Source organism: Streptomyces sp. NRRL S-1813 (assembly GCF_000719605.1).
In the GTDB taxonomy this organism is placed as follows: domain Bacteria; phylum Actinomycetota; class Actinomycetes; order Streptomycetales; family Streptomycetaceae; genus Streptomyces; species Streptomyces decoyicus.
In genome coordinates this window covers 463,328-483,887 of the sequence record NZ_JOHB01000001.1, presented here as the reverse complement: position 1 = coordinate 483,887, position 20,560 = coordinate 463,328, and the positions used below count along the sequence as shown (strand labels likewise).

Annotated in this window: 17 protein-coding genes; 7 read left to right on the top strand and 10 right to left on the bottom strand. The window is 71.1% G+C overall.

The genetic code is table 11. From position 1 onward, the window contains the following. Positions 1-13 precede the first annotated feature (13 nt). Entirely contained in the window at positions 14-880 is an 867-nt protein-coding gene (locus tag IF67_RS0102245) for a transglutaminase-like domain-containing protein (RefSeq protein WP_030981532.1), read from the top strand. Here IF67_RS0102245 and IF67_RS0102240 read toward each other — a convergent pair. The 9 genes from IF67_RS0102240 to IF67_RS0102200 form a co-directional block, all read right to left on the bottom strand. After that, positions 847-1,965: a PP2C family protein-serine/threonine phosphatase gene (locus IF67_RS0102240; protein WP_030981530.1), complete on the bottom strand. Its 1,119-nt coding sequence runs from the start codon at positions 1,963-1,965 to the stop codon at positions 847-849. The genes IF67_RS0102245 and IF67_RS0102240 overlap by 34 nt on opposite strands. Positions 1,966-2,077: 112 nt before the next feature. Next, on the bottom strand, positions 2,078-2,683 hold the full coding sequence (locus tag IF67_RS0102235) for a response regulator transcription factor (RefSeq protein WP_030981528.1): 606 nt from the start codon (positions 2,681-2,683) through the stop codon (positions 2,078-2,080). A 92-nt stretch (positions 2,684-2,775) separates the two neighbouring features. Then, entirely contained in the window at positions 2,776-4,023 is a 1,248-nt protein-coding gene (locus IF67_RS0102230; RefSeq protein ID WP_030981526.1) for a sensor histidine kinase, read from the bottom strand. Between the two features lie 10 nt (positions 4,024-4,033). Beyond that, positions 4,034-4,771, bottom strand: a complete 738-nt coding sequence (locus IF67_RS0102225) for an ABC transporter permease (protein WP_030981525.1) — start codon at positions 4,769-4,771, stop codon at positions 4,034-4,036. Beyond that, positions 4,768-5,739, bottom strand: a complete 972-nt coding sequence (locus IF67_RS0102220; RefSeq protein ID WP_030981523.1) for an ABC transporter ATP-binding protein — start codon at positions 5,737-5,739, stop codon at positions 4,768-4,770. Before IF67_RS0102220 ends, IF67_RS0102225 begins: the two co-directional genes overlap by 4 nt. 161 nt (positions 5,740-5,900) lie before the next feature. Next, a complete protein-coding gene (locus tag IF67_RS0102215) occupies positions 5,901-8,081 on the bottom strand; it encodes a hypothetical protein (RefSeq protein ID WP_030981521.1) in 2,181 nt (726 codons plus the stop codon). 215 nt (positions 8,082-8,296) lie between these two features. Continuing rightward, on the bottom strand, positions 8,297-8,869 hold the full coding sequence (locus IF67_RS0102210) for a DUF6113 family protein (RefSeq protein ID WP_030981518.1): 573 nt from the start codon (positions 8,867-8,869) through the stop codon (positions 8,297-8,299). Beyond that, the gene (gene mshB / locus IF67_RS0102205) at positions 8,866-9,852 is read right to left on the bottom strand and encodes an N-acetyl-1-D-myo-inositol-2-amino-2-deoxy-alpha-D-glucopyranoside deacetylase (protein WP_030981517.1); all 987 of its coding nucleotides are present in this window, start codon (positions 9,850-9,852) and stop codon (positions 8,866-8,868) included. The genes IF67_RS0102210 and mshB overlap by 4 nt, the downstream gene beginning before the upstream one ends. 110 nt (positions 9,853-9,962) lie before the next feature. Further along, entirely contained in the window at positions 9,963-10,157 is a 195-nt protein-coding gene (locus IF67_RS0102200; protein ID WP_030981515.1) for a hypothetical protein, read from the bottom strand. A 233-nt stretch (positions 10,158-10,390) separates the two neighbouring features. On the opposite strand from IF67_RS0102200, the gene IF67_RS0102195 reads away from it, so the two are divergent. Further along, on the top strand, positions 10,391-12,580 hold the full coding sequence (locus IF67_RS0102195; protein ID WP_030981512.1) for a prolyl oligopeptidase family serine peptidase: 2,190 nt from the start codon (positions 10,391-10,393) through the stop codon (positions 12,578-12,580). A 31-nt stretch (positions 12,581-12,611) separates the two neighbouring features. Here the strand turns inward: IF67_RS0102195 and IF67_RS0102190 are convergent, their stop codons facing one another. Next, positions 12,612-13,736 (bottom strand): hypothetical protein, encoded by a 1,125-nt coding sequence (locus tag IF67_RS0102190; RefSeq protein ID WP_030981510.1) that lies wholly within the window; start codon positions 13,734-13,736, stop codon positions 12,612-12,614. A gap of 486 nt (positions 13,737-14,222) precedes the next feature. Here IF67_RS0102190 and IF67_RS0102185 point away from each other — a divergent pair, with 486 nt between their 5' ends. From IF67_RS0102185 to IF67_RS0102165, 5 genes are all read left to right on the top strand, one after another. Continuing rightward, positions 14,223-15,263 carry an ABC transporter permease gene (locus tag IF67_RS0102185; RefSeq protein WP_030981508.1) on the top strand — a complete coding sequence of 347 codons (1,041 nt, stop codon included), beginning with the start codon at positions 14,223-14,225 and terminating at the stop codon, positions 15,261-15,263. Between the two features lie 92 nt (positions 15,264-15,355). Beyond that, the gene (locus IF67_RS0102180) at positions 15,356-17,152 is read left to right on the top strand and encodes an ABC transporter substrate-binding protein (RefSeq protein WP_030981507.1); all 1,797 of its coding nucleotides are present in this window, start codon (positions 15,356-15,358) and stop codon (positions 17,150-17,152) included. 111 nt (positions 17,153-17,263) lie between these two features. Next, positions 17,264-18,241 (top strand): ABC transporter permease, encoded by a 978-nt coding sequence (locus IF67_RS0102175; protein ID WP_030981504.1) that lies wholly within the window; start codon positions 17,264-17,266, stop codon positions 18,239-18,241. An 11-nt stretch (positions 18,242-18,252) separates the two neighbouring features. Next, entirely contained in the window at positions 18,253-19,314 is a 1,062-nt protein-coding gene (locus IF67_RS0102170; protein WP_030981502.1) for an ABC transporter ATP-binding protein, read from the top strand. Positions 19,315-19,326: 12 nt separating this feature from the next. Further along, a complete protein-coding gene (locus IF67_RS0102165) occupies positions 19,327-20,466 on the top strand; it encodes an ABC transporter ATP-binding protein (RefSeq protein WP_030981500.1) in 1,140 nt (379 codons plus the stop codon). Positions 20,467-20,560: the final 94 nt, after the last annotated feature.

Here is a 20,560-nt window from a genome sequence, read left to right as displayed (position 1 = left end):
GGGTGTCCCTCCCATGCCCCACCCACCCGAGCCTGAGCCGGAGCCGGACGACGCCCGCGCCGCACGGCGGCAGCAGTTCGCCGACGCCGCGCGCGCCGAGCGGCCCGATCTGGCACTGCTGTGCCTGCTGATCGGCGCCGAGGCCGATCCGGCGCTGGACGAGGCCGGTCTCGACGCGGCCCAGATCGAGCTGGACCGGCTGGCCGGCCTGCTGCCGTTCTCCCCGGCCGGCGGCCCCGGCGCCTGGGCCCGCAATCTTGCCGAGCTGCTCGGCACCCGGTGCGGCTTCGGCGGCTCACCCGCCGACTACCGGCGGCTGGAGTCCTCGCTGCTGCACGAGGTGCTGCGGCGGCGCCGGGGCCTGCCGATCCTGCTGTCGGTGGTGTGGATGGAGGTGGCGCGGCGGGCCGGCGCACCCGTCTACGGGGTCGCTCTGCCCGGTCACTTCGTCGTCGGCTTCGGTGATCCCGCCGGCGCGCATGTCCTGGCCGATCCGTTCGCGGGCGGGCGCCTGCTCACCGCGGAGGACGCAGGGCTGCTGGTCGCGGGCGCGAGCGGTGAGCCGCTGAACGAGCGGATGATGACGCCCGCCGACCCGCTGGAGACCGTGCTGCGGGTGCTGAACAACATCCGGGCCTGGGCGCAGGCGCGCCCGGAGCACAGCGCGGTGCAGCTGTGGGCGCTGGAGCTGTCGCTGCTGCTGCCGAGCCATCCGGCGCGACTGCGCCATGAGCGCGCCCAACTCCTCGTCCAGCGCGGCGAGTTCCTCGCCGGAGCGGCCGAGCTGGAGGAGTACGCCCGGGTGGTGGCGGCCGTCGAGCCGGCCGGTGCGACCGCGATACGGCGTCAGGCCGCCGCGGCGCGCGCCATGCTCAACTGAGCGGCGGCGGGGCTGCGCCGGACGACCAGCACGGTCGCGTCGTCCTTGAGCTCGCCGTCGGTGAAGCTTTCCAGATCGGCACGGAGGGTACGGGCCAGCTCGGCGGGCTCCAGGCCCGTCCACCCGGCCAGCCGTTCGGCCAGCGGGTAGAACTCGCCGTCCTTGCCGCGTGCCTCGGTCACCCCGTCCGTGCACAGCACCAGCCAGTCGTCGGGCTCGGGGTGGACCCGGACGCTGTGGCGGGGCTCGCCGCTGAGCCCGCCCAGGCCGAGCGGCAGTCCGCCCTCGCCCTCCCGGCGCTCGGAGACCTTCCCGCCGCGGACCAGGTAGTACGGAATATGGCCGCAGGAGAGCACCCGGCCCTGCGCCGGGCCGCGCACCTCCATCAGCAGCGCCGTGACAAAGCGCTCGTCGGCGCCCTGCTCGACCGAACGGGTGTTGTAGCGGGCCAGCGCCTGCTCCATGCGCTCGGCCACCGAGTCCAGCGACTCCAGATGCTGTGCGGCCTCCCGGAACGACGCCAGCACCTCCAGGCCCGCGCCGATCGCCGGCATGCCCTTGCCCTGCACATCGCCGATCATCAGCCGGAGCCCGTGCGGCGTGTCGATGGCCTCGTAGATGTCGCCGCCGACCCGGGCGCCCTCCTGGGCGGAGACATAGAAGCCGTACGCCTCGACGGGCCCCGCGTTGAGCGGCAGCTCGCGCAGCATCGCCCGCTGCACCGTGTCGGCCACCAGGCGCGTACGGGCATGCAGTGCCTCCCGCTGGAGGCGGGTGCGGCACAGCATCAGGGAGAAGACCGCCACCAGGATCACGCCGAAGATGCCGACGACCCGGCTGGCCGGGGCCCAGTCGGGGACCGTGAAGATGTCGACGTAGGTCAGGCACACGACGAAGACGGCTGCCACCAGGAGCGTCATCCGGAACGACCAGCGCAGCGCGGCGTACAGCGGGGCAATGCCCAAGAAGGCCGAGATGTGCAGCTCAGGGCTGGTCGTGGCGTCCAGGACCGCGACGACGAAGATCGCGAGGATCAGCAGCGCGGGGGCGAGGTGGCTGCTCTCCGTGGGTCGGTCGGCAGGCATAACACTTCAAGAGTGCGGGACACCGACCGGCACCGCACCGGGGCGAAGGCCCCCGGGGGCGGCGGGGCCGGAGGTCCGGGCCCCGGGTGCCTGGCCGGTGGCTGCCCGCTGCCTACAGCCAGCCCTTGTCGCGGGCCGTGCGGACCGCCTCGGCGCGGTTGCGGGCACCCGTTTTCTGGATGGCGGTGGAGAGGTAGTTGCGGACGGTGCCCTGGGACAGATGCAGGGCACCGGCGATCTCGGCGTTGGTGGAACCGTCGGCGGCGGTCCGCAGCACCTCCCGCTCCCGCTCGGTCAGCGGGCTGGCGCCGTCGGCGAGCGCGGCCGCCGCCAGCACGGGGTCGATGACCCGCTCGCCGCGCAGGACGCGTCGTACCGCATCCGCGAGCCGGGCCGCCGGGGCGTCCTTGACCAGAAAGGCGTCGGCGCCGGACTCCATCGCGCGGCGCAGGTAGCCGGGGCGGCCGAAGGTGGTGAGGATGACGATCTTCACGCCGGGCAGTTCGGCACGCAGCGCGGCCGCGGCGTCCAGTCCGCTGAGGCCGGGCATCTCGATGTCCAGCAGTGCGACATCCACGGTGTGGGCCCGCGCGGCCGGGAGCACCTCGTCCCCGCGCGCCGCCTGGGCCACGACCTCCAGATCGGCCTCCAGCGACAGCAGCGCGGCCAGCGCCTCCCGGACCATGGACTGGTCCTCCGCCAGCAGCAGTCTGATCACGCGGGCCAGCTTAAGGCGTACGGGAGGGGCGGTTCGGCTCGGTGCCGCCTCGGTCCGTTGGCCCCCTGGCCGGTTGCGGGCGGGCGGTGCTCCTACGCCGGGCCGTTGAGGGGCTCGGGGGATATCTCCGGGGCGAGGACTGCGCTGGTCGCCGGGGCGGCGGTGCCCAGGGGGACGACGGCGCGCAGGGCGAAGCCGGGGCCGCGCGGGGCAGGGCCGGTTTCCAGCCGGCCGCCGGCCCGGGTGAGGCGTTCGCGCAGACCGCTGAGGCCGTTGCCGTCGTGCTGGGCGCGGGGCGGGCCGGCGCCGTCGTCGAGCACCGCAAGGCACAGCGAGCGGCTCTCGTCGGCCTCCCACTCCTCGCTGAGCAGCAGCTCGCAGTGGCGGGCGCCGCTGTGCCGTACGACGTTGGTGACGGCCTCCCGCAGCGCCCAGGCCAGCGCGCTCTCCTCATCCGGCGCGAGCCCCCGGTACTCGCTCTCCAGGGCCGGGTCGGCGGTGACCTCGACTCCTGCCGTGCGCAGCGCGGCCCGCGCCCCGGCCAGCTCGACGGCGAGCCGGGGTCTGCGGTAGCCGGTGACCGCCTCCCGCACATCGACCAGCGCCTGCCTGCTGACCTGTTCGATGTCGGCGACCTGCCGGGCGGCGTCGGACGGCCGGTCGGGCAGCATCCGCCCGGCCAGTTCGCTCTTGAGCGTGATCAGCGAGAGGGAGTGGCCGAGGAGGTCGTGCAGATCGCGGGCGAGGCGGAGCCGCTCGTCGTTGGCGGCCAGGCGGGCGACCTCCTGGCGGGCGGCGCGCAGCTCCGTGGTCGTACGGATCAGATGCTGCACTCCGACCATCATGAAGCCGCTGCCCAGCGCGGGCAGGCCGTAGGCGAAGAAGTAGTAGGCGCGGATCTCCGGATAGCGCGCCCCGACGGCGAGCAGCACCGCGGCCACCAGCGGGATGGCCCAGCGGGACTGCCGCCAGGGCAGTACCACGGCACAGGCCACGCTGGTGAAGATGAACAGCACCAGCCACGAGAAGTCCAGCGTCCACGAGAGGGCGGTGGACAACGCCAGCATCAGGGCCAGAGCGGCGTACATCAACGGGCCGGTGGTCTTCCGCCACATGTGACGGAAGACCACGACGAAGTAGGAGAGCACGAAGGCCCCGAGCCCCAGGCCGCCCCCGATCCGCTCGGTGGTGGAGGCGCCGACCCGCAGCAGCTGGCCCACCGGGCCGGCCAGATACAGCAGCCAGATGCCGAGCCACATCATCTTGCCGACCGCCTGGCGGCGCGTACGGGGCGGCTGCCCGATCATCATGGGGCCGGCGCCCTTGGGCTCGCTCGTCATCTCCCGTGCCTCACGCCTTCCGGGTGTCCTTGCGGTAGAGCCAGGCCGCGGCGCCGGTGAAGACCAGCAGATACCCGGCCAGGATGGCCATGTCTTTCCCGTGCGGGGCCTGGCCGGCCTCGACGGCGGTGCCGAGCGCGGTGTACGCGTGGGTCGGCAGCCACTCGGCGATGTTCTGCACCCACTGGGGCAGGATCGTCAGCGGCATCCACAGGCCGCCGAGGAACGCCAGGCCGAAGTAGCACAGCATAGAGATCGGGCGGACCGCGTCACCAGTGGCCAGATAGCCGATGGCGACGCCCAGGGCGGCGAAGACGAAGCTGCCGAGCCAGGTGCCCGCGGCGATGGCGATCCACTGCCAGGCCTCGAGACGTACGCCCTTGACCACCGCGGCGACGAGCATGACCAGCAGGATCGACGGCAGGCTGACGGTCGCGGCGGCGGCCATCTTGGCGGCGACATAGCCGCGTCCGGGCAGCGCCGTCAGCCTCAGCTGCCGCACCCAGCCCTTCTCCCGCTCCTTGGCGATCCGCTCGCTGTTGCCCAGCAGCACCGCGGTCATGGCACCGAATGCTGCCATCGACACCATGAAATAGAGCCCCATGTCCAGCTTCATACCGGGGATCGGCTTGCTGTCCGCGCCGCCGGCGATGATCAGATACAGCGCCGGCGGGTAGATCACCGAGAAGAACATGAACTTCTTGTTGCGCAGTGCGCGGATGATCTCCAGCTTGATCAGAGTGGTCATCGGGCCGCCTCCTCGGCGGTGGCGGAGGTCGCGTCGGAAGCGGTGGTCAGGGCGATGAAGGCCTGTTCCAGGCCGAGGCCGGAGACTTCGAGGTGGTGCGGGTAGACGCCGAGGCCGTAGAGGGCGTGGACGGTGGCGTCGGCGTCGTGCGACTGGAGGCGGACCGTGCGTCCGGAGACCTCCAGGGCGGTCAGGCAGGGCAGGCCGTGCAGCGCCTCGCGGTCGACCGGCTCGTCGAGCTCGAAGGTGACCCGGCGGGCGCCGGCCCTGGCCTTGATCTCGGCGGCCGTGCCGTCGGCCAGCACCCGGCCGCGGTGCAGCACGATCACCCGGTCGGCTATCTCGTCGGCCTCTTCGAGGTAGTGGGTCGCGAAGAGGACCGTACGGCCCTGCTGGGCCTGTTGGCGCATCGCGCCCCAGAAGGCCTGCCGGGCGGAGACGTCCATGCCGGTGGTCGGCTCGTCCAGCACGATCAGGTCGTTGGCGCCTGCGGTGGCGAGGGCGAAGCGCACCCGCTGCGCCTGACCGCCGGAGAGCTTGTCGACCATGCGGTCGGCGATGTCGGTGATAGCGGCGGTGGCCAGGATCCGGTCGAGCGGATAGCCGCGCGGATGCAGATCGCGGGCGAGCCCGACCAGCTCCTTGACCTTGACGCCGTCCATCAGGCCGCCGCTCTGGAGCATCGCGCCGACCCTGCCCTGCTCGATGGCGCGCTGCGGGGTCGTGCCGAAGAGGGTCACGCTGCCGGAGTCGGCGCTGCGCAGCCCGAGGAGCAGGTCGAGGGTCGAGGACTTGCCCGCGCCGTTCGGGCCGAGGAGGGCGACGGTCTCCCCCGGGGCCAGCTCCAGATCCAGGTCGGCCACCGCGCGCACCGCGCCGTAACTCTTGCTGACCTGCCGGAAACTGACCACGGGTGCCCGGCCCGCCCCCTGCGCGGTGGTGGCTGTGGTGGTCGCTGTGGTCGTCATGCTCTTCAGCTTCCGGGATCCGCACCGCGCACGGCAGTGCCGACTGTATGCACTGTGCCATGACATCTGTCATGGGTGAGGCCCCCTGGGGGACTTCTCGGGGTGTGCCGAGAAGCCGCCCTGCGGGGGCCTCTTACCTGCGGGTTCGCGCCGGGTGGCGGTCAGTTGCCGTTCGTGGCGATGGTCTGGACCCGCTCCGCCGCGCCGGTGCCGAGCAGGGCCTTGCCGACCGCGCTCGCCACCTCCTCGACGCTGACCGGGTGCTTGGAGCCGTCGCCCTTGGTCACCATGACGCCGTTGAAGGTGTCTCCGTAGAGCTGCTTGAGAGCCGGCCGGTCGTAGTACGGCACCAGACCGCCGTCGACGATCTTGAAGGACAGGAACTTCGGGATGGACTTCTGCGGGCTGAAGGAGACCGTGTGCGCCGCGTCCGTACGGACCGTCACCAGGCCGGACATCGCGGGCTTGGCGAACTGCTCCAGCGCCTTGTCCACCGCGGCCTTGTCGACCTGCGGCTGCTGCGTGCTCGCGGCCAGCACCACCGGTGCGTCGGCTCCGGTCGTGGCGCGGTTGCGGTAGGCGTCGGTGACCTTCTTCTTGGACGCCTTCACATCGATCGCCTTGTGGGGCACGCCGTAGTGCGGCACCGCCTTGCCGTTCTCGAAGGTGATCCCGCCGTCCTTGGCGGCGCCCGAGGGCCCGGCGACGTTCGCCAGGGCGATCTGGAGCTTCTCGTCGTCGACGACCACCTCCGGCTCGGCCGTGCGCGTACCGCCGAACAGCGAGCCGATGACGGAGACCGGGTTGTAGTCCCGGCCGGCCGCCTTGCGGACCGTCGCCTGCGGGTCGATGTCCAGACCGGCCTTGTCGGGTTCAAGGGTCGCGGCCTTGCCGTCGACGGTGAGCTTGAGCGGCGTGGCGCGGCGGCCCTTGAGCGCCGTCTCCAGCTTCTTGACGGCGTCTTCCTTGGTGGTGCCGCCGATGTCCACGCCCAGCGCGGTGGTGCCGTTGGGCACATCGGCGTGGTCGAGCAGCAGCCCCGCACCGTAGGCGACACCCGCCAGGACCACGACGGCAACGCCCACGAGAACGAGCTTGTTGCGGCCCTTCTTGGGCGGGTTGATCGGCTCGGGGATCTTGGGCCGCGGCTTCGGAGCGGCCCTCTCACCGTCATCGCCCGGGGCCGCCGCGAACGGCGACGGGGACGACGGCCCCTCGGCCCCGGGGACCTTCGGGATACCGCTGACCAGCGTGTCGCCGGACACCCGGCCGCGGTCGCCGAGGGCGCCCGCCTGGGGATCCTTGGCGCCGCGCTTGCCCTTCGGGCCGCCGGGCGCCGTGCCCTGGGGACCGCCGGGCAGTCCGCCCGCGATACCGCCCGCGGCACCGAGGCCACTGCCGGGACCGGCGAGCGGGGCCGGCGGCTGCGGGGTGAGCTCCGCGGTGTCGTCGCTGATCGGGGGCGTGCTGCCGGTGCCGGGGTTGCTGAAACCGGGCGGGAGGTTGAGCGACGCATTGCCGCGCGCCGGCCCGGTCGTGGGGCCGCTGGGGCCGCCCGCCGGGGCGTCGAACGGGGTGTGGTCCCGGGTGGGACCGGCGGCGGCGTCGAACGGCGAACCGCTGCCGGGGGCCGCACCGTCGAACGGCGAAGCGCCGCCCGGCCGGCCCTCGTCGAACGGCGAACCGCCGCCCCGCGGACCGCTGTCGAACGGCGGGGCGCCGCCCGGCTGGGCACCGCCGCCCGGCCGGCCTCCGCCGTCGAACGGCGAGGCGCCGTCCTGCGGGGCCGGGTTGTCGGAGAAGTACGGCAGGTCGGGACGCTGCGGCGGCTTGGCACCGGCCGGCGGCCGCGGCGGGGTCGCACCGCCCGGGGCGGGCGGCATGGCATGGGACCCGGTGGAGGACTGCTGCCCCTTGCGCGGCGCGAACCACTCACTGGGCTTCTCGGCCCGGCCGCCCGCGGGAGCCTCGTCCGCCGGAGCGTCGGGCCGGGGGGTGTTGGCCGTGCGCTCCGCGTTCCGCTCGCTGCCGCGGGCGGGGCGGGGCGCGCCTCGGGAACCGGCGGAACCGCCGGAACCGGATGATCCGCTCATGCCGGACTCCTCACCGACGGGCTTGCGCACGACGACCGGCGGGATGGGGCGCGACCCCGGAATGTTGATCTTGATCCGCGTCGTCAGTGTGGTCTCGGTTTTGGGCTCCTCCGGCTGCGCCGCGGCACCGGGCGCCGGCGCCTGGTCGGCATCTCCCCTGGGCGAGCCGTACGGCGGCGTCCCTGAGGGGTACGCGGCTCCGCCACGGCCCTGAGGGCCGGAGGACGAACTGTCAGATTCACGACTCAAAGCAGGTTCTCCCGGTTGGCTCCGCCGCTCGTCAGAGATGATCCCCGGCCACAGGCCGGGGGGTGCCCCCAGGGCGGCGCGACGGCGCGCACCACCATACTGTCCGCCGCGGGCGGCCACCCGGGGAGCGTACGAACACCGCCGCCGCGCGCAAACCCCCGGCCCCCGGTCCGTTCACCCGGAGCCGCGCGGCATCCGTCCCGTTATGGCCCACGTCATCCGCCAACTCGGCCGTACCGGACGCCCATAGCGCCCACCCGGGCGGCGGTGGCGCAGATCACAGCGACCAGAATGCCGCCGAGCAGGAAGATGTACGAGCCGAGCCCCGCGCCGAAGAAAAAGTCGCCCTCCGGCCGGACATTGCTGACCAGCAGGAACACCGTGACCAGCCATGCCGCACCGGGCACCAGGACGCCCGCAGAGGTGCCGGTCGCCCGGCCGCCCCCGTAGAAGAGGCCACCGACACCGGCCAGCGCCAGCACCAACCCGCCGGGGAACCAGGCCGCTTGCACCAGCGTTCCGGCGAACGCGACCAGCCCGCCCGCGACCAGCAGCAGCACATATATGCCCACCCGGCCCGGCGTCAGCGGCGCGGTCAGCGCGGCACCGGCTGTCGGCACCACGGGAGCGCCGGACCGCGCACCGGACGTACCGCCCGCGCCCGCCCTCGACCGCTGCCCCTTGCCGGAGGCCGCACCGCCCTTGCCGCCGGACGCCGCGGCACCCTTACCGGAGGCCGCGCCGCCGTTTCCCTCGGCACGGCCGCCGCCGCCCTTCGCCGTACTCATTCCGCCGCCTCCTCGATCCGGGCACTCTCCTCCATACCCACCATTTCGCCGATACCCGCGAAAAGGTCGTCCTCGCGCGCGCCACCCGCGGCGCCCGGCACACCGCGCACCAGCCGATAGTGCTCCGTGCCGAACAGCGGCTGGCCCAAGTCGTTGGAGAGCGCGAAGAACGGCCCGTCGACCGCGATCTGGGTGTAGTGCGCCCGCATCGCCGCGGCCTTCGCGGCCCTGTGCGCCGGATCGCCGGTGAGGGACGCCGTGACCTCGGAGTCCGGCACCACCCCTGGCACATCGTCGACGGTGGCGACTCCGGGGAAGGTGTGGCCGGCCGCCCGCAGCCGCTCGAAGCCCTCCTCGACCACGGACCGGGGGTTGCAGTTCCAGTAGATCTTCCCGATCTGATGCGCGCTGCCCAGCTCGGGCCGGAAATCCGCCTGCGCGGCCAGCTCGGCGCCGCGCATGGCCACCCGGTGGGCCTGGATGTGATCGGGGTGGCCGTACCCGCCATTCGGGTCATAGGTGACCAGGACCTGCGGCCCGACCTCACGGATCACGGCCACCAGATGGGCGGCCGCCTCGTCGAGCGGGGCCTGCCAGAAGGCGTCGGGACGCTCGTTCTGCACCGCGCCCATCATCCCGGAGTCCCGGTAGCGGCCCGGCCCGCCGAGGAAGCGGTGGTCCGTGACGCCCAGGGCCTCCATCGCGGCGGCCAGCTCACGGGCGCGGTACGGGCCGAGGGCGTCGTCGCGGTCCGGCGCGAGAGCGGCCAGCTCGGGCGGGATGACCTCGCCCTCCTCGCCGAGTGTGCAGGTCACCAGAGTGACCAGCGCGCCCTCGGCCGCGTACTTGGCCATGGTCACGCCGTTGTTGATCGACTCGTCGTCGGGGTGCGCATGCACCAGCAGCAACCGGCGGGAGAAGGCCGGGCGCGAAGCGCTCCCCCCGGAGGGGGCCGGCCGGGGGCGGGCGGGCTGATCGGTCATACCGACAGCCTACGAGCCGCCCGGTCCGCCTCCCGCAGGCGATCCCGCCCGCCACCCGTACGCCCGGCCGGAGGACGGGCGCACGGGTGGCGGGACCGGCCGGGGAGGGATCAGAACTTGATGTTCCCCAGCATGCCGGCGACGTTCGTCGTCAGCTGCTTGATCGAGGGAGCGATGGACGAGCTGGCCAGATAGAAGCCCAGCAGCATGCACACAAACGCATGCGCGGCCTTCAGTCCGGACTTCCTGACAAGCAGGAAGACGATGATCGCCAGCAGCACCACCGCCGAAATCGAGAGTGCCACGGCGGCTCACCTCCAAGTACTCGCGTTCCGAACAGAGTTGATGGTGGCACAGACCGTCTTCACGCACCTGCGCACCGGGGTATGCCAAGGGCTCTTTACCCCGTACCCACTACGCGCAAGGGATCATAACTTTCCGTCCTAGCGCATAAGTCGGAGCACGGAAGCAGAGCGGGGGCGCACACGATCTTCACGAGCGCGACCGCGGTGAGCCCGTGCCCGTTTAGGCTCGGGCCATGACCGGACAGCCTTCGTTCCCGCGGCAATACGCCCGTACGCAGCGCTTCACCCTGGGCGCACCGCGCGGCTACGCCATCTCCCCCGACGGCACACGTGTCGCCTTCCTCCGTTCCCGTGCGGGCACCGACCGCAGCCAGCAGTTGTGGGTGCTCGACCTGGAAGCGGGACGGGAGTTCACGGCCGCCGACCCGCAGGCGCTGCTGGCCGGCGCCGAGGAGGACCTTCCCCCGCAGGAGCGGGCCCGCCGCGAGCGCAGCCGGGAGAGCTCGGCGGGCATCGTCGGCTATGCGACGGACTCCGCCGTGGAGTTGGCGGCGTTCACCCTTTCCGGCCGGCTGTTCGTCTCCGAACTACGGGCCGGCACCACCCGTGAACTTCCGGTCCAAGGGCCGGTCGTGGACCCCCGTCCCTCGCCGGACGGCCGACAGGTGGCCTTTGTGGCGGACGGCCGGCTGCGGGTGGTCGCGGTGGACGGCGCCGCGACCGCCGACGGGGGCGACGGCGGCCCGGCGGGCGCCGCGCCCGCGGACCGGGTGCTGGCCGAGCCCGACGGGCCCGAGGTGACCTGGGGTCTCGCGGAGTTCATCGCGGCCGAGGAGATGGGCCGCTACCGGGGCTTCTGGTGGTCTCCGGACAGCGATGCGGTGCTGGCCGCGCGGGTCGACGAGGCGCCGGTGCAGCGCTGGTGGATCTCCGACCCCGCCCATCCGGACCGGGAGCCCGCGCGGGTCGCTTACCCGGCAGCGGGGACCCGCAACGCCGAGGTCACCCTGACGCTCTTCGGCCTGGACGGCTCGTGCACGGACATCGGCTGGGACACCGAGCGCTACCCCTACCTCGCGCGCGTCCACTGGTCGTCGGCCGGGCCGCCGCTGCTGCTCGTCCAGGCCCGCGACCAGCGCGACCAGCGCTATCTGACCGTCGACACCACGACCGGTGCGACCCGGACGGTGCACGAGGAGGAGGACGAGGCGTGGGTCGAGCCGTTCCCCGGGGCGCCGGCCTGGACGCCGGACGGGCGGCTGGTGCGGATCTCTGACGAGGGCGGTGCGCGCAAGCTGTTCGTCGGCGACCGCCCGCTGACCGGGGCGCCGCTGCACGTCCGGGCCGTTCTGGACATCGGCGAGGAGGACGTCCTCTTCTCCGCGAGCGGCACCGAGATGCACGACATCGGCGTCTACCGCGCCTGGTTCCGCGGCAGCGGTGACCAGGGCGGCTGGGAGCGGGTGGGCGAGCGCCCGTATCCGACGGTGTCCTCCGCGGTGCGCGGCGGCATGGTGACCGTGCTGTCGCAGACCTCACTGGAGCGGCCCGGCACCCAGGTGGACGTGGTGCGGCTGGATCCCGACGGTGGGGAGAAGACCCTCGCCACGATCGGCTCCTGTGCCGAGGAGCCGGTGCTGACCGCCCGCCCCCGTCTCGTGCGCGCCGGGGAACGCGAGATTCCGTGCGCGGTGCTGCTGCCCGGGGGATATAAGGAGGGCGACGGTCCGCTGCCGGTGCTGATGGATCCGTACGGCGGTCCGCACGGCCAGCGGGTGATCGCCGCGCACCACGCCCATCTGACCTCCCAGTGGTTCGCCGACCAGGGGTTCGCGGTGATCGTCGCGGACGGCCGGGGCACCCCGGGCCGCTCCCCCGCATGGGAGAAGGCGATGTTCCGCAACCTCGCGGACGTCGCCCTGGACGACCAGGTCCACGCCCTCCAGGCACTGGCCGGATCCTTTCCTCTGGACATGGAGCGGGTGGCGATCCGCGGCTGGTCCTTCGGCGGCTATCTCGCGGGGCTGGCGGCGCTGCGCCGCCCCGATGTCTTCCATGCGGCGGTGGTCGGTGCGCCGGTGACCGATCTGCGGCTGTACGACACCCATTACCAGGAGCGGTATCTCGGCCACCCGGACGAGGAGCCGGCCGTCTACGCGGCGAACTCGCTGATCACCGACGACGGGCTGTCCGGAGCGGTGGAGCCGCACCGTCCGATGCTGATCGTGCACGGCCTCGCGGACGACAACGTGGTGGTGGCGCACTCGCTGCGGCTGTCCTCGGCGCTGCTGGCGGCGGGCCGCCGGCACGAAGTGCTGCCGCTGTCCGGGGTGACGCACATGGCCTCACAGGAACAGGTGGCCGAAAACCTACTGCTGCTGCAAGTCGACTTCCTCAAGCGGTCGCTGGGGATGCCGTCCTGAGGACGTAGCGCTTGCGGGGCCCGGAGCCGTCTCACCAGCCGGGTGGAAGCCTGGACGGCGGGGGCGGGGCGTGCAGCGGCCGCGCCTCGCCCGGGGCGGCGCCGTAGGCCAGCACACCGTCCGCATCCCGGGAGGCGTCCGGTGTGCCGGGCCGGGCCGCCGCGACCAGCGCGGCCAGCCCGGCGGCGGCCACGAAGGCCGCGGTCGCCACCTCCAGCCGGGCCTGGACGGGCAGTGCGGCGAACCGGCCGAACTCCCCGGTGCGCACGGCGAAGACGAGCGCCACGGCCCCGTGCACGAGCAGCAGGGCCGCGGCCGTCATCGCGGCCGGCCTGGCCCAGGCCGCGCGGCGCAGCACGGCGGCCGCGGCCCCCACTGCCAGCAGCGCGAGCGCCGCCGCCTGCCAGTGGACCGGGGGCTGGAGCAGGGCACGGAAGACGGAGGCGTCGCCGAGCAGCCCCTTGCGGTAGACGGCCCCGCCGAGCTGCACCTGCCAGTGGATCTCCCAGCCGGCCACGGCGAGTCCGGCGGTTCCCAGGAAAACGGCGGCCGTGACGGCCGGTCCCCTGTACGGCCTGCCGGGCCGCTCGGGGTCCGCTCCGTACGGCACCGCGTGGACCACTCCGTACGCCGCTGACGCCCCCTCCGGCAGCCCGCGCACCGCGTGCCCGGCCCGCCGGCCCGCCCGGCCGCCGGACTTCCGGCCCGCCACGACCACCACGACCAGTGCGGCCGCCAGCGTGAGCTGGGCCAGGGCGGTCAGCCGCGCCCGCTCCGTGAGCCCGTTGTCCAGCCCCTGGAGCCAGCCCGCGCCCAGCACCCACACCAGCGGGATCCGCAGCAGTGCGGTGGCGGCCGCCAGCGAGAGCAGCGCCCCCGCGGCCACGGACGAGGGGACGGCGCCGCGCAGGGTGGCGACCGCGGCGGTGAGCGCGCCGAGCACCAGCAGCGGGTCGAGCGCCGAGGTGGCCCAGGCGGTGAACTCCCGTGGCCGGCGGGCCTCGCCCAGCCAGGTCCACCACACGTCCGCGCCGTGCTGGGCGATCGTCAGATCCCGGATGATCCAGGCCGCGGTGAGGAGTGCGAGCAGCAGGCAGAGCAGTGCGCCGATGCCGCGTGCGCCGTGCGTGAGAACGCCGTCCCGCCCTGTGGACACGGCCAGCCCCCCGTCCGTGTCGATGTACCTGGGTGGTCCATGGCAGCCCCGTTCAGGGGGTGCCCACCGCAGGTCTACTCCAGACCTGGCGCAGGGACAACACGCCCGCGGGGGGACGAGGGGAGAAATCCCCCGAAACGGCAACCGGCCGGAACGCCACCTGGCGTCCCGGCCGGTCTACGGCACCCGCACGGCCGTACGTTGTTCATCATGGCGCGTCCGTATATCGGTGTTGCGACAGTGAAGTTGCCTTCATGTTAAAGAAGTTTGTGGCGATATGTCCCCCATGCCGTATATCCCGCCCACCTGTCAAGCACGCCATGGGATCAACTTGCGCAATCTTCGCTCAAGAAGTAGACGACCTGTTCACGAGCACACCCGATCCCCTTGACTCCGCCATAAATCACTTGCGAAAGTCCGCTCATCCAGCGGTGCATTCGGTGCCGCTTCACGTTCCAAGAGAACTCGGCGCGGGGGCACTTCGCGATGACTAGTCCATCCCAGACCGCGGGGACCACGACCGACACCCCTGGTCTTGGCCCCGAAGGACTGACCTCGAAGAAGAACGGAAAAAACGGCAAAAACGATCCACTGCAAGGCCGTTCGCCCGGCCAGCTGATGTGGACGCGCTTCAAGCGCGACCGGATCGGCGTCATCAGCGCCGGCGTCGTGCTCTTCTTCTTCCTGATCGGCGTGCTCGCACCGGTCATCTCCAAGATCTACGGGAAGGATCCCTACACCCGTTACGGGCAGATCACCCCGGGGCTCCTGGTCAACCAGTACCCGGCCGGGCCCAACGGCGGGATCTCCGGAGACTTCTGGTTCGGCATCGAACCCGGCCTGGGCCGCGATGTCCTCATGCAGCTGCTCTACGGCATCCGCAACACGCTGGGCCTCGCCGTGGGCATCACCCTGGTCTCGGTGCTCACCGCGATCCTGCTGGGGGTCGCCGCCGGCTACTTCGGCGGGCGCATCGACTACTTCATCGGCCGGTTCATCGACCTGCTGATGGCCTTCCCGAACCAGCTCTTCTTCGTCGCCTTCGTGCCGGTCATGGGCGCCGTCTTCGTCGCTCCCGAGGACGAGATGCCCGAGTGGCTGCGCGCCGGAATCATCATCCTGGTCATGTGGTTCCTGGGCTGGATGAGCCTGGCCCGTCTGCTGCGCGGCCAGGTGCTGTCGCTGCGCGAGCGGGAGTTCGTCGAGGCCGCCAAGGTCAGCGGCGCCTCCCCGTGGCGGATCATCCGCCGCGAGCTGGTGCCCAACGTGATGACGCCGATCCTGGTCCAGACGACCTACATGCTGCCGAACTTCGTGACCTCCATCGCGGGGCTCTCGTTCCTCGGCGTCGGTCTCGTCGAGCCCACGCCCGACTGGGGCCGGATGTTCGCCAACGCGGCGGACTACTACCGCAACGACATCACGTACTTGTTCTTCCCCGGCCTCGCGATGGTCATCTTCATCGTCGCGTTCAACCTGCTCGGGGACTCGGTCCGGGACGCCTTCGACCCGAAGAGGGCTCGGTGAATCCGTTCCGCGGGGGGGTGCTGCCACCCCACCAGCACCGCATCAGTCAGGCAGCAGCAACGGATCAACGACAGGCAGGTGCATCCACCACCATGAGCAACGTTCGTATGCGCAGAGCGCGCGCCACCGTCGTGGCGCTGGCCGCGGGGGCCATGGTCCTCACCGCGTGCAGCAGCGGCGCCGGCAAGGGCGCCGGCGGCGACGACGCCCGCAAGAACGCCGAGAAGCAGCGCGCCCAGATCACCTTCGGTGACGCGGCCGCCTCCAAGGGGCCGGCCGAGGCCGTTCCCGGCGCCACCCCGGGCGGCACCATCAAGGTCTACCAGCGTGACACCTACGCGCACCTGGACCCGGCGCAGATCTACGTCTCGGACCAGGGCACCGTCGCGAGCCTGCTGTTCCGCAGGCTCACGAACTTCCACCTGGACAACAAGGGCAAGTACACCGTGGTCGGTGACCTCGCCACGGACAGCGGTCAGAAGACCGACGGCGGCAAGACCTGGACGTACAAGCTCAAGGACGGCATCAAGTTCGAGGACGGCAAGCCGATCACCTCGGCCGACATCCGCCACACCTTCGAGCGGACGTTCGCGGACTTCATCTCCAGCGGCCCGACGTACGTGCAGCGCTGGCTGGCCGACTCGGCGGACTACCGCAAGCTCCTCAAGGGCGGCCCCTACGAGGGGAAGCACCTGCCCAAGGACGTGCTGGACACGCCGGACGACAAGACCATCGTCTTCCACTTCAAGAAGCCCGTGGGTGACCTGCCCTACGCGCTCGCCATGGCGGGCTACGGCGCGGTCGAGAAGAGCAAGGACACCAAGGAGAAGTACGACAAGGCCCCGGTCGCCTCGGGCCCGTACAAGATCCAGCCCGGCTCGTTCAAGAACGGCAAGGGCATCACGCTGGTCAAGAACAGCAAGTGGGACCCGAACAGCGACATCACGCGTCACCAGTACGCCGACAAGTTCGACGTCCAGTTCAGCGTGGCCTTCACCGACTCCACCCAGCGTCTGATGGCCGACAACGCGGACAACCAGACCGCGGTCAGCTTCAACAACCAGGTCGACGCCGCGAGCATGCAGCAGGTCGCCAACGACCCGAAGATCAAGGCGCGTTCGACCTCCGGCTACCAGCCCTACGTCGGCGTCATGAACTTCAACATGCGGCGCCTGAAGGACAAGAAGATCCGCGAGGCCATCGCCTACGCGCTGCCGACCCAGGCCGTCCTCGACGCCTACGGCACCCCGGGCGGCGGTGAGCTGGCCGGCAGCTACATCAGCCCGACGCTGACCGGCTACAAGGACATCGACCCCTACGGCAAGCTCAAGAAGCCGCTGGGCGACGTCGAGAAGGCCAAGAAGATCCTGAAGGACGCCGGCAAGTCCGGCATGAAGCTGACCTACGCGCACAACACGGCGACCGAGCCGTCGAAGTACTCCGTCGCGGTGGTCGACAACCTCAAGAAGGCCGGCTTCGACGTCCAGAGCAAGGAACTGCCCTCGGACACCTACTACGACATCATCGGCAAGACGGACAACAAGTTCGACCTCTACCCCTCTGCGTGGGGTGCGGACTGGCCGAGCGCGCTGACGGTGCTCCCCTCGGTGTACGACGGCCGGCAGATCCAGGACGGCGGGACCAACTACTCGCTGTACAACAACCCGGCGACCAACAAGGAAATCGACCGGATCGAGCAGGAGACGGACCAGAAGAAGGCGGCGGACGACTGGTTCGCGCTCGGCGAGAAGATCCTCAAGGAGGACCTGCCGCAGATCCCGACCTTCTACTACAAGCAGATCCAGCTCCACGGTTCCAAGGTCGGCGGCGTCGTGAACAACGACATCATCAGCTCCGTCGACCCGACCAAGATGTACGTCAAGAAGTAACCGCGACCGTTCCGGTTACTCCGGCACCCGGTGTGCCCGCCTCACAGGGCGGGCACACCGTGCCACCTCTCACCCCACACCTCCGCTGCCCCACGAGAGCTGCGATCTGCCATGCTTCGATTCCTCTTCCGCCGGTCTCTCGGCGCGATCGTGATCTTGCTGCTCATCAGCGCGTTCACGTTCTTCCTCTTCTTCGCCGCCCCCAGGGACCCCGCGCTGCTAGCGTGCGGAAGGAACTGTGGCCCCGACGCACTCGCGATCATCCACAAGAACATGGGGCTCGACCAGCCGATCCTGGTGCAGTACTGGAACTTCATGTCCGGCATCGTCACCGGCCGTGACTTCGCCCAGGGGCCGTGTCCCGCGCCCTGCTTCGGCTACTCCTTCGCCACCGGCGACGCGGTGTGGAGCACCATCGTCGACCGCTTCCCGATCACCCTGTCGCTGACCCTCGGCGCCGCCGCGGTCTTCCTGCTCGTCGGTCTGGCCACCGGTATGGTCGCCGCCTGGAAGCAGGGCTCGCTGATCGACAAGTTCTTCAGCTCGGCCTCGCTGGTACTCAGCTCGATGCAGATCTACTTCGTCGGCCCGATCGTGCTGGCGTTGCTGGTCTACAACACCAATCTGCTGGGGCAGCCCAAATACGTCCCCATCACGCAGGATCCCGCCGGCTGGTTCATGGGCCTGCTGATCCCGTGGTGTGTGCTCTCGATCATCTTCACCGCGCAGTACACCCGTATGGCGCGCTCCGCGATGATCGAGCAGCTCCAGGAGGAACACGTCCGCACGGCCCGCGCCAAGGGGATGTCGGCCAAGACGGTCTTCTTCCGCTACGCCTGGCGCGGCTCGCTGATCCCCATCGTCACCATCTTCGGCATCGACCTCGGCACCCTCTTCGGCGGCGCCATGATCACCGAGGTGACCTTCGCCCTGCCGGGTCTGGGCACCCTGTCGATGCAGTCGGTGCTCAACACCGACCTGCCCACGGTCATGGGCGTGATGCTCTTCGCAGCCGCGTTCATCATCCTGTCCAACATCGTCGTGGACGCCTGCTACGCGTTCATCGACCCGCGCGTGCGTCTGGCCTAGGAGAACCACCAGTGACCACACTCACCAAACCCGAGGGTGCGCCGGTCCCGACCGGATCTGATGCGTTTCTCTCCGTACGCGACCTGCATGTGCGGTTCTCCACCGAGGACGGCATCGTCAAGGCGGTCGATGGTCTCTCCTTCGATCTGGAACGCGGGCAGACGCTCGGCATCGTCGGCGAATCGGGCTCCGGCAAGTCGGTGACCAACCTCGCCGTCCTGGGGCTGCACGACCCGAAGGCCACCAAGATCGGTGGCGAAATCGTGCTGGACGGCCAGGAGTTGACCGGGGCCAGGGACAAGACCCTGGAGAAGCTCCGTGGCAACAAGATGGCCATGATCTTCCAGGACGCGCTGACCTCCCTGTCGCCGTACTACACGATCGGCCGGCAGATCGCCGAGCCGTTCATCAAGCACACCGGCGCCACCAAGCGCGAGGGCCGGCTGCGCGCCATCGAGATGCTGACCAAGGTCGGTATCCCGCAGCCCGACCTGCGGGTGGACGACTATCCGCACCAGTTCTCCGGCGGTATGCGGCAGCGCGCCATGATCGCCATGGCGCTGGTCTGCAACCCTCAGCTCCTGATCGCCGACGAGCCGACCACCGCCCTGGACGTCACCGTCCAGGCGCAGATCCTCGACCTCCTCAAGGACCTCCAGCAGGAGTTCGGCTCCGCGATCATCCTGATCACCCACGACCTCGGCGTGGTCGCCAACACCGCGGACGACGTGCTGGTGATGTACGCGGGCCGGGCCGTCGAGCGGGGCTCCGTCAAGGAGATCCTCACCCAGCCCCGGCACCCGTACACCTGGGGCCTGCTGAGCTCCATGCCGCGGCTCTCCTCGGACGTCAGCGAGGCGCTGCACCCGATTCCCGGCTCCCCGCCGAGCCTGCTCAACCCGCCCTCCGGCTGCGCCTTCCACCCGCGCTGCGGCTTCACCCAGGAGGTCGGCGGTACCCGCTGCACCGACGAGCGGCCCGCGCTGGAGCTGGGGCGGGCGGCCGCGTGCCATCTGAGCACCGAGCAGAAGCAGACCCTCTTCACCGAGCAGATCAAGCCCCGGCTGGGCTAGGGAGCTATCACCATGACAGACAACGTCACCCTCCCGGCGCCCCGCGGCGCCGCGCCCGCCCCGGGCGAGCCGCTGCTCACCGCCGAGGGACTCACCAAGCACTTCCCGATCTACGGCGGCTTCCCGTTCAAGCGACGGGTCGGCGCGGTCCAGGCGGTCGACGGCGTCGACCTGACCGTGCACGCCGGCGAAAGCTTCGGCCTGGTCGGCGAGTCGGGCTGCGGCAAGTCCACCACCGGACGGCTGCTCACCCGGCTCATGAAGCCGACCGCCGGCAAGATCACGTACGCGGGCCGGGACATCACCCACGCCGACCGCAAGGAACTGGCGCCGATCCGGTCCGAGATCCAGATGATCTTCCAGGACCCGTATGCCTCGCTGAACCCGCGGCAGACGGTCGGCACCATCATCGGCGGCCCGATGGAGATCAACGGGATCAACCCGCCCGGTGGCCGGGAGAAGCGGATCCGGGAGCTCCTGGAGACCGTGGGTCTCAGCCCGGAGCACTACAACCGCTTCCCGCACGAGTTCTCCGGCGGCCAGCGGCAGCGCATCGGCGTGGCCCGGGCGCTCGCCCTGGAGCCGAAGCTGATCATCGCCGACGAGCCGGTCTCCGCGCTCGATGTCTCCATCCAGGCGCAGGTCGTCAACCTGCTCCAGAAGCTCCAGCGTGAGCTGGGCATCGCGTTCCTGTTCATCGCCCACGACCTGGCGATCGTGCGGCACTTCAGCGAGCGCGTCGCGGTGATGTACCTCGGCAAGATCGTCGAGGTGGGTACCCGCGACGAGATCTACAACCGGCCGCGCCACCCGTACACCCACGCGCTGCTCTCGGCGGTGCCGGAGGCCAAGCTGGTGGAGAGCGAGGAGGAGGACCGCGAGCGCATCCGCCTCGCCGGTGACGTCCCCTCCCCCGTCAATCCGCCCTCCGGCTGCCGGTTCCGTACGCGGTGCTGGAAGGCGCAGGACAAGTGCGCGACCGAGGAGCCGCCGCTCGTCCAGATCACCGGGAACAAGACCGGCCACCTCACGGCCTGTCACTTCCCCGAGGAGCCGACGACCGCGGCCCGCGACGAGGACATCATCCTCGACCCGGCGCTGGCGGCGATGGAGGACATCGAGCCGGCCGGCGAGGTCGGCAAGACCGACTAGCGACGGCCGCCGCTCAATGCCGGAGCCCGCTTCCCCTACGGGAGGCGGGCTCCGGCATGTGCTCCTCCGGGGGCCGCGACGGGCTGCCCGCCGT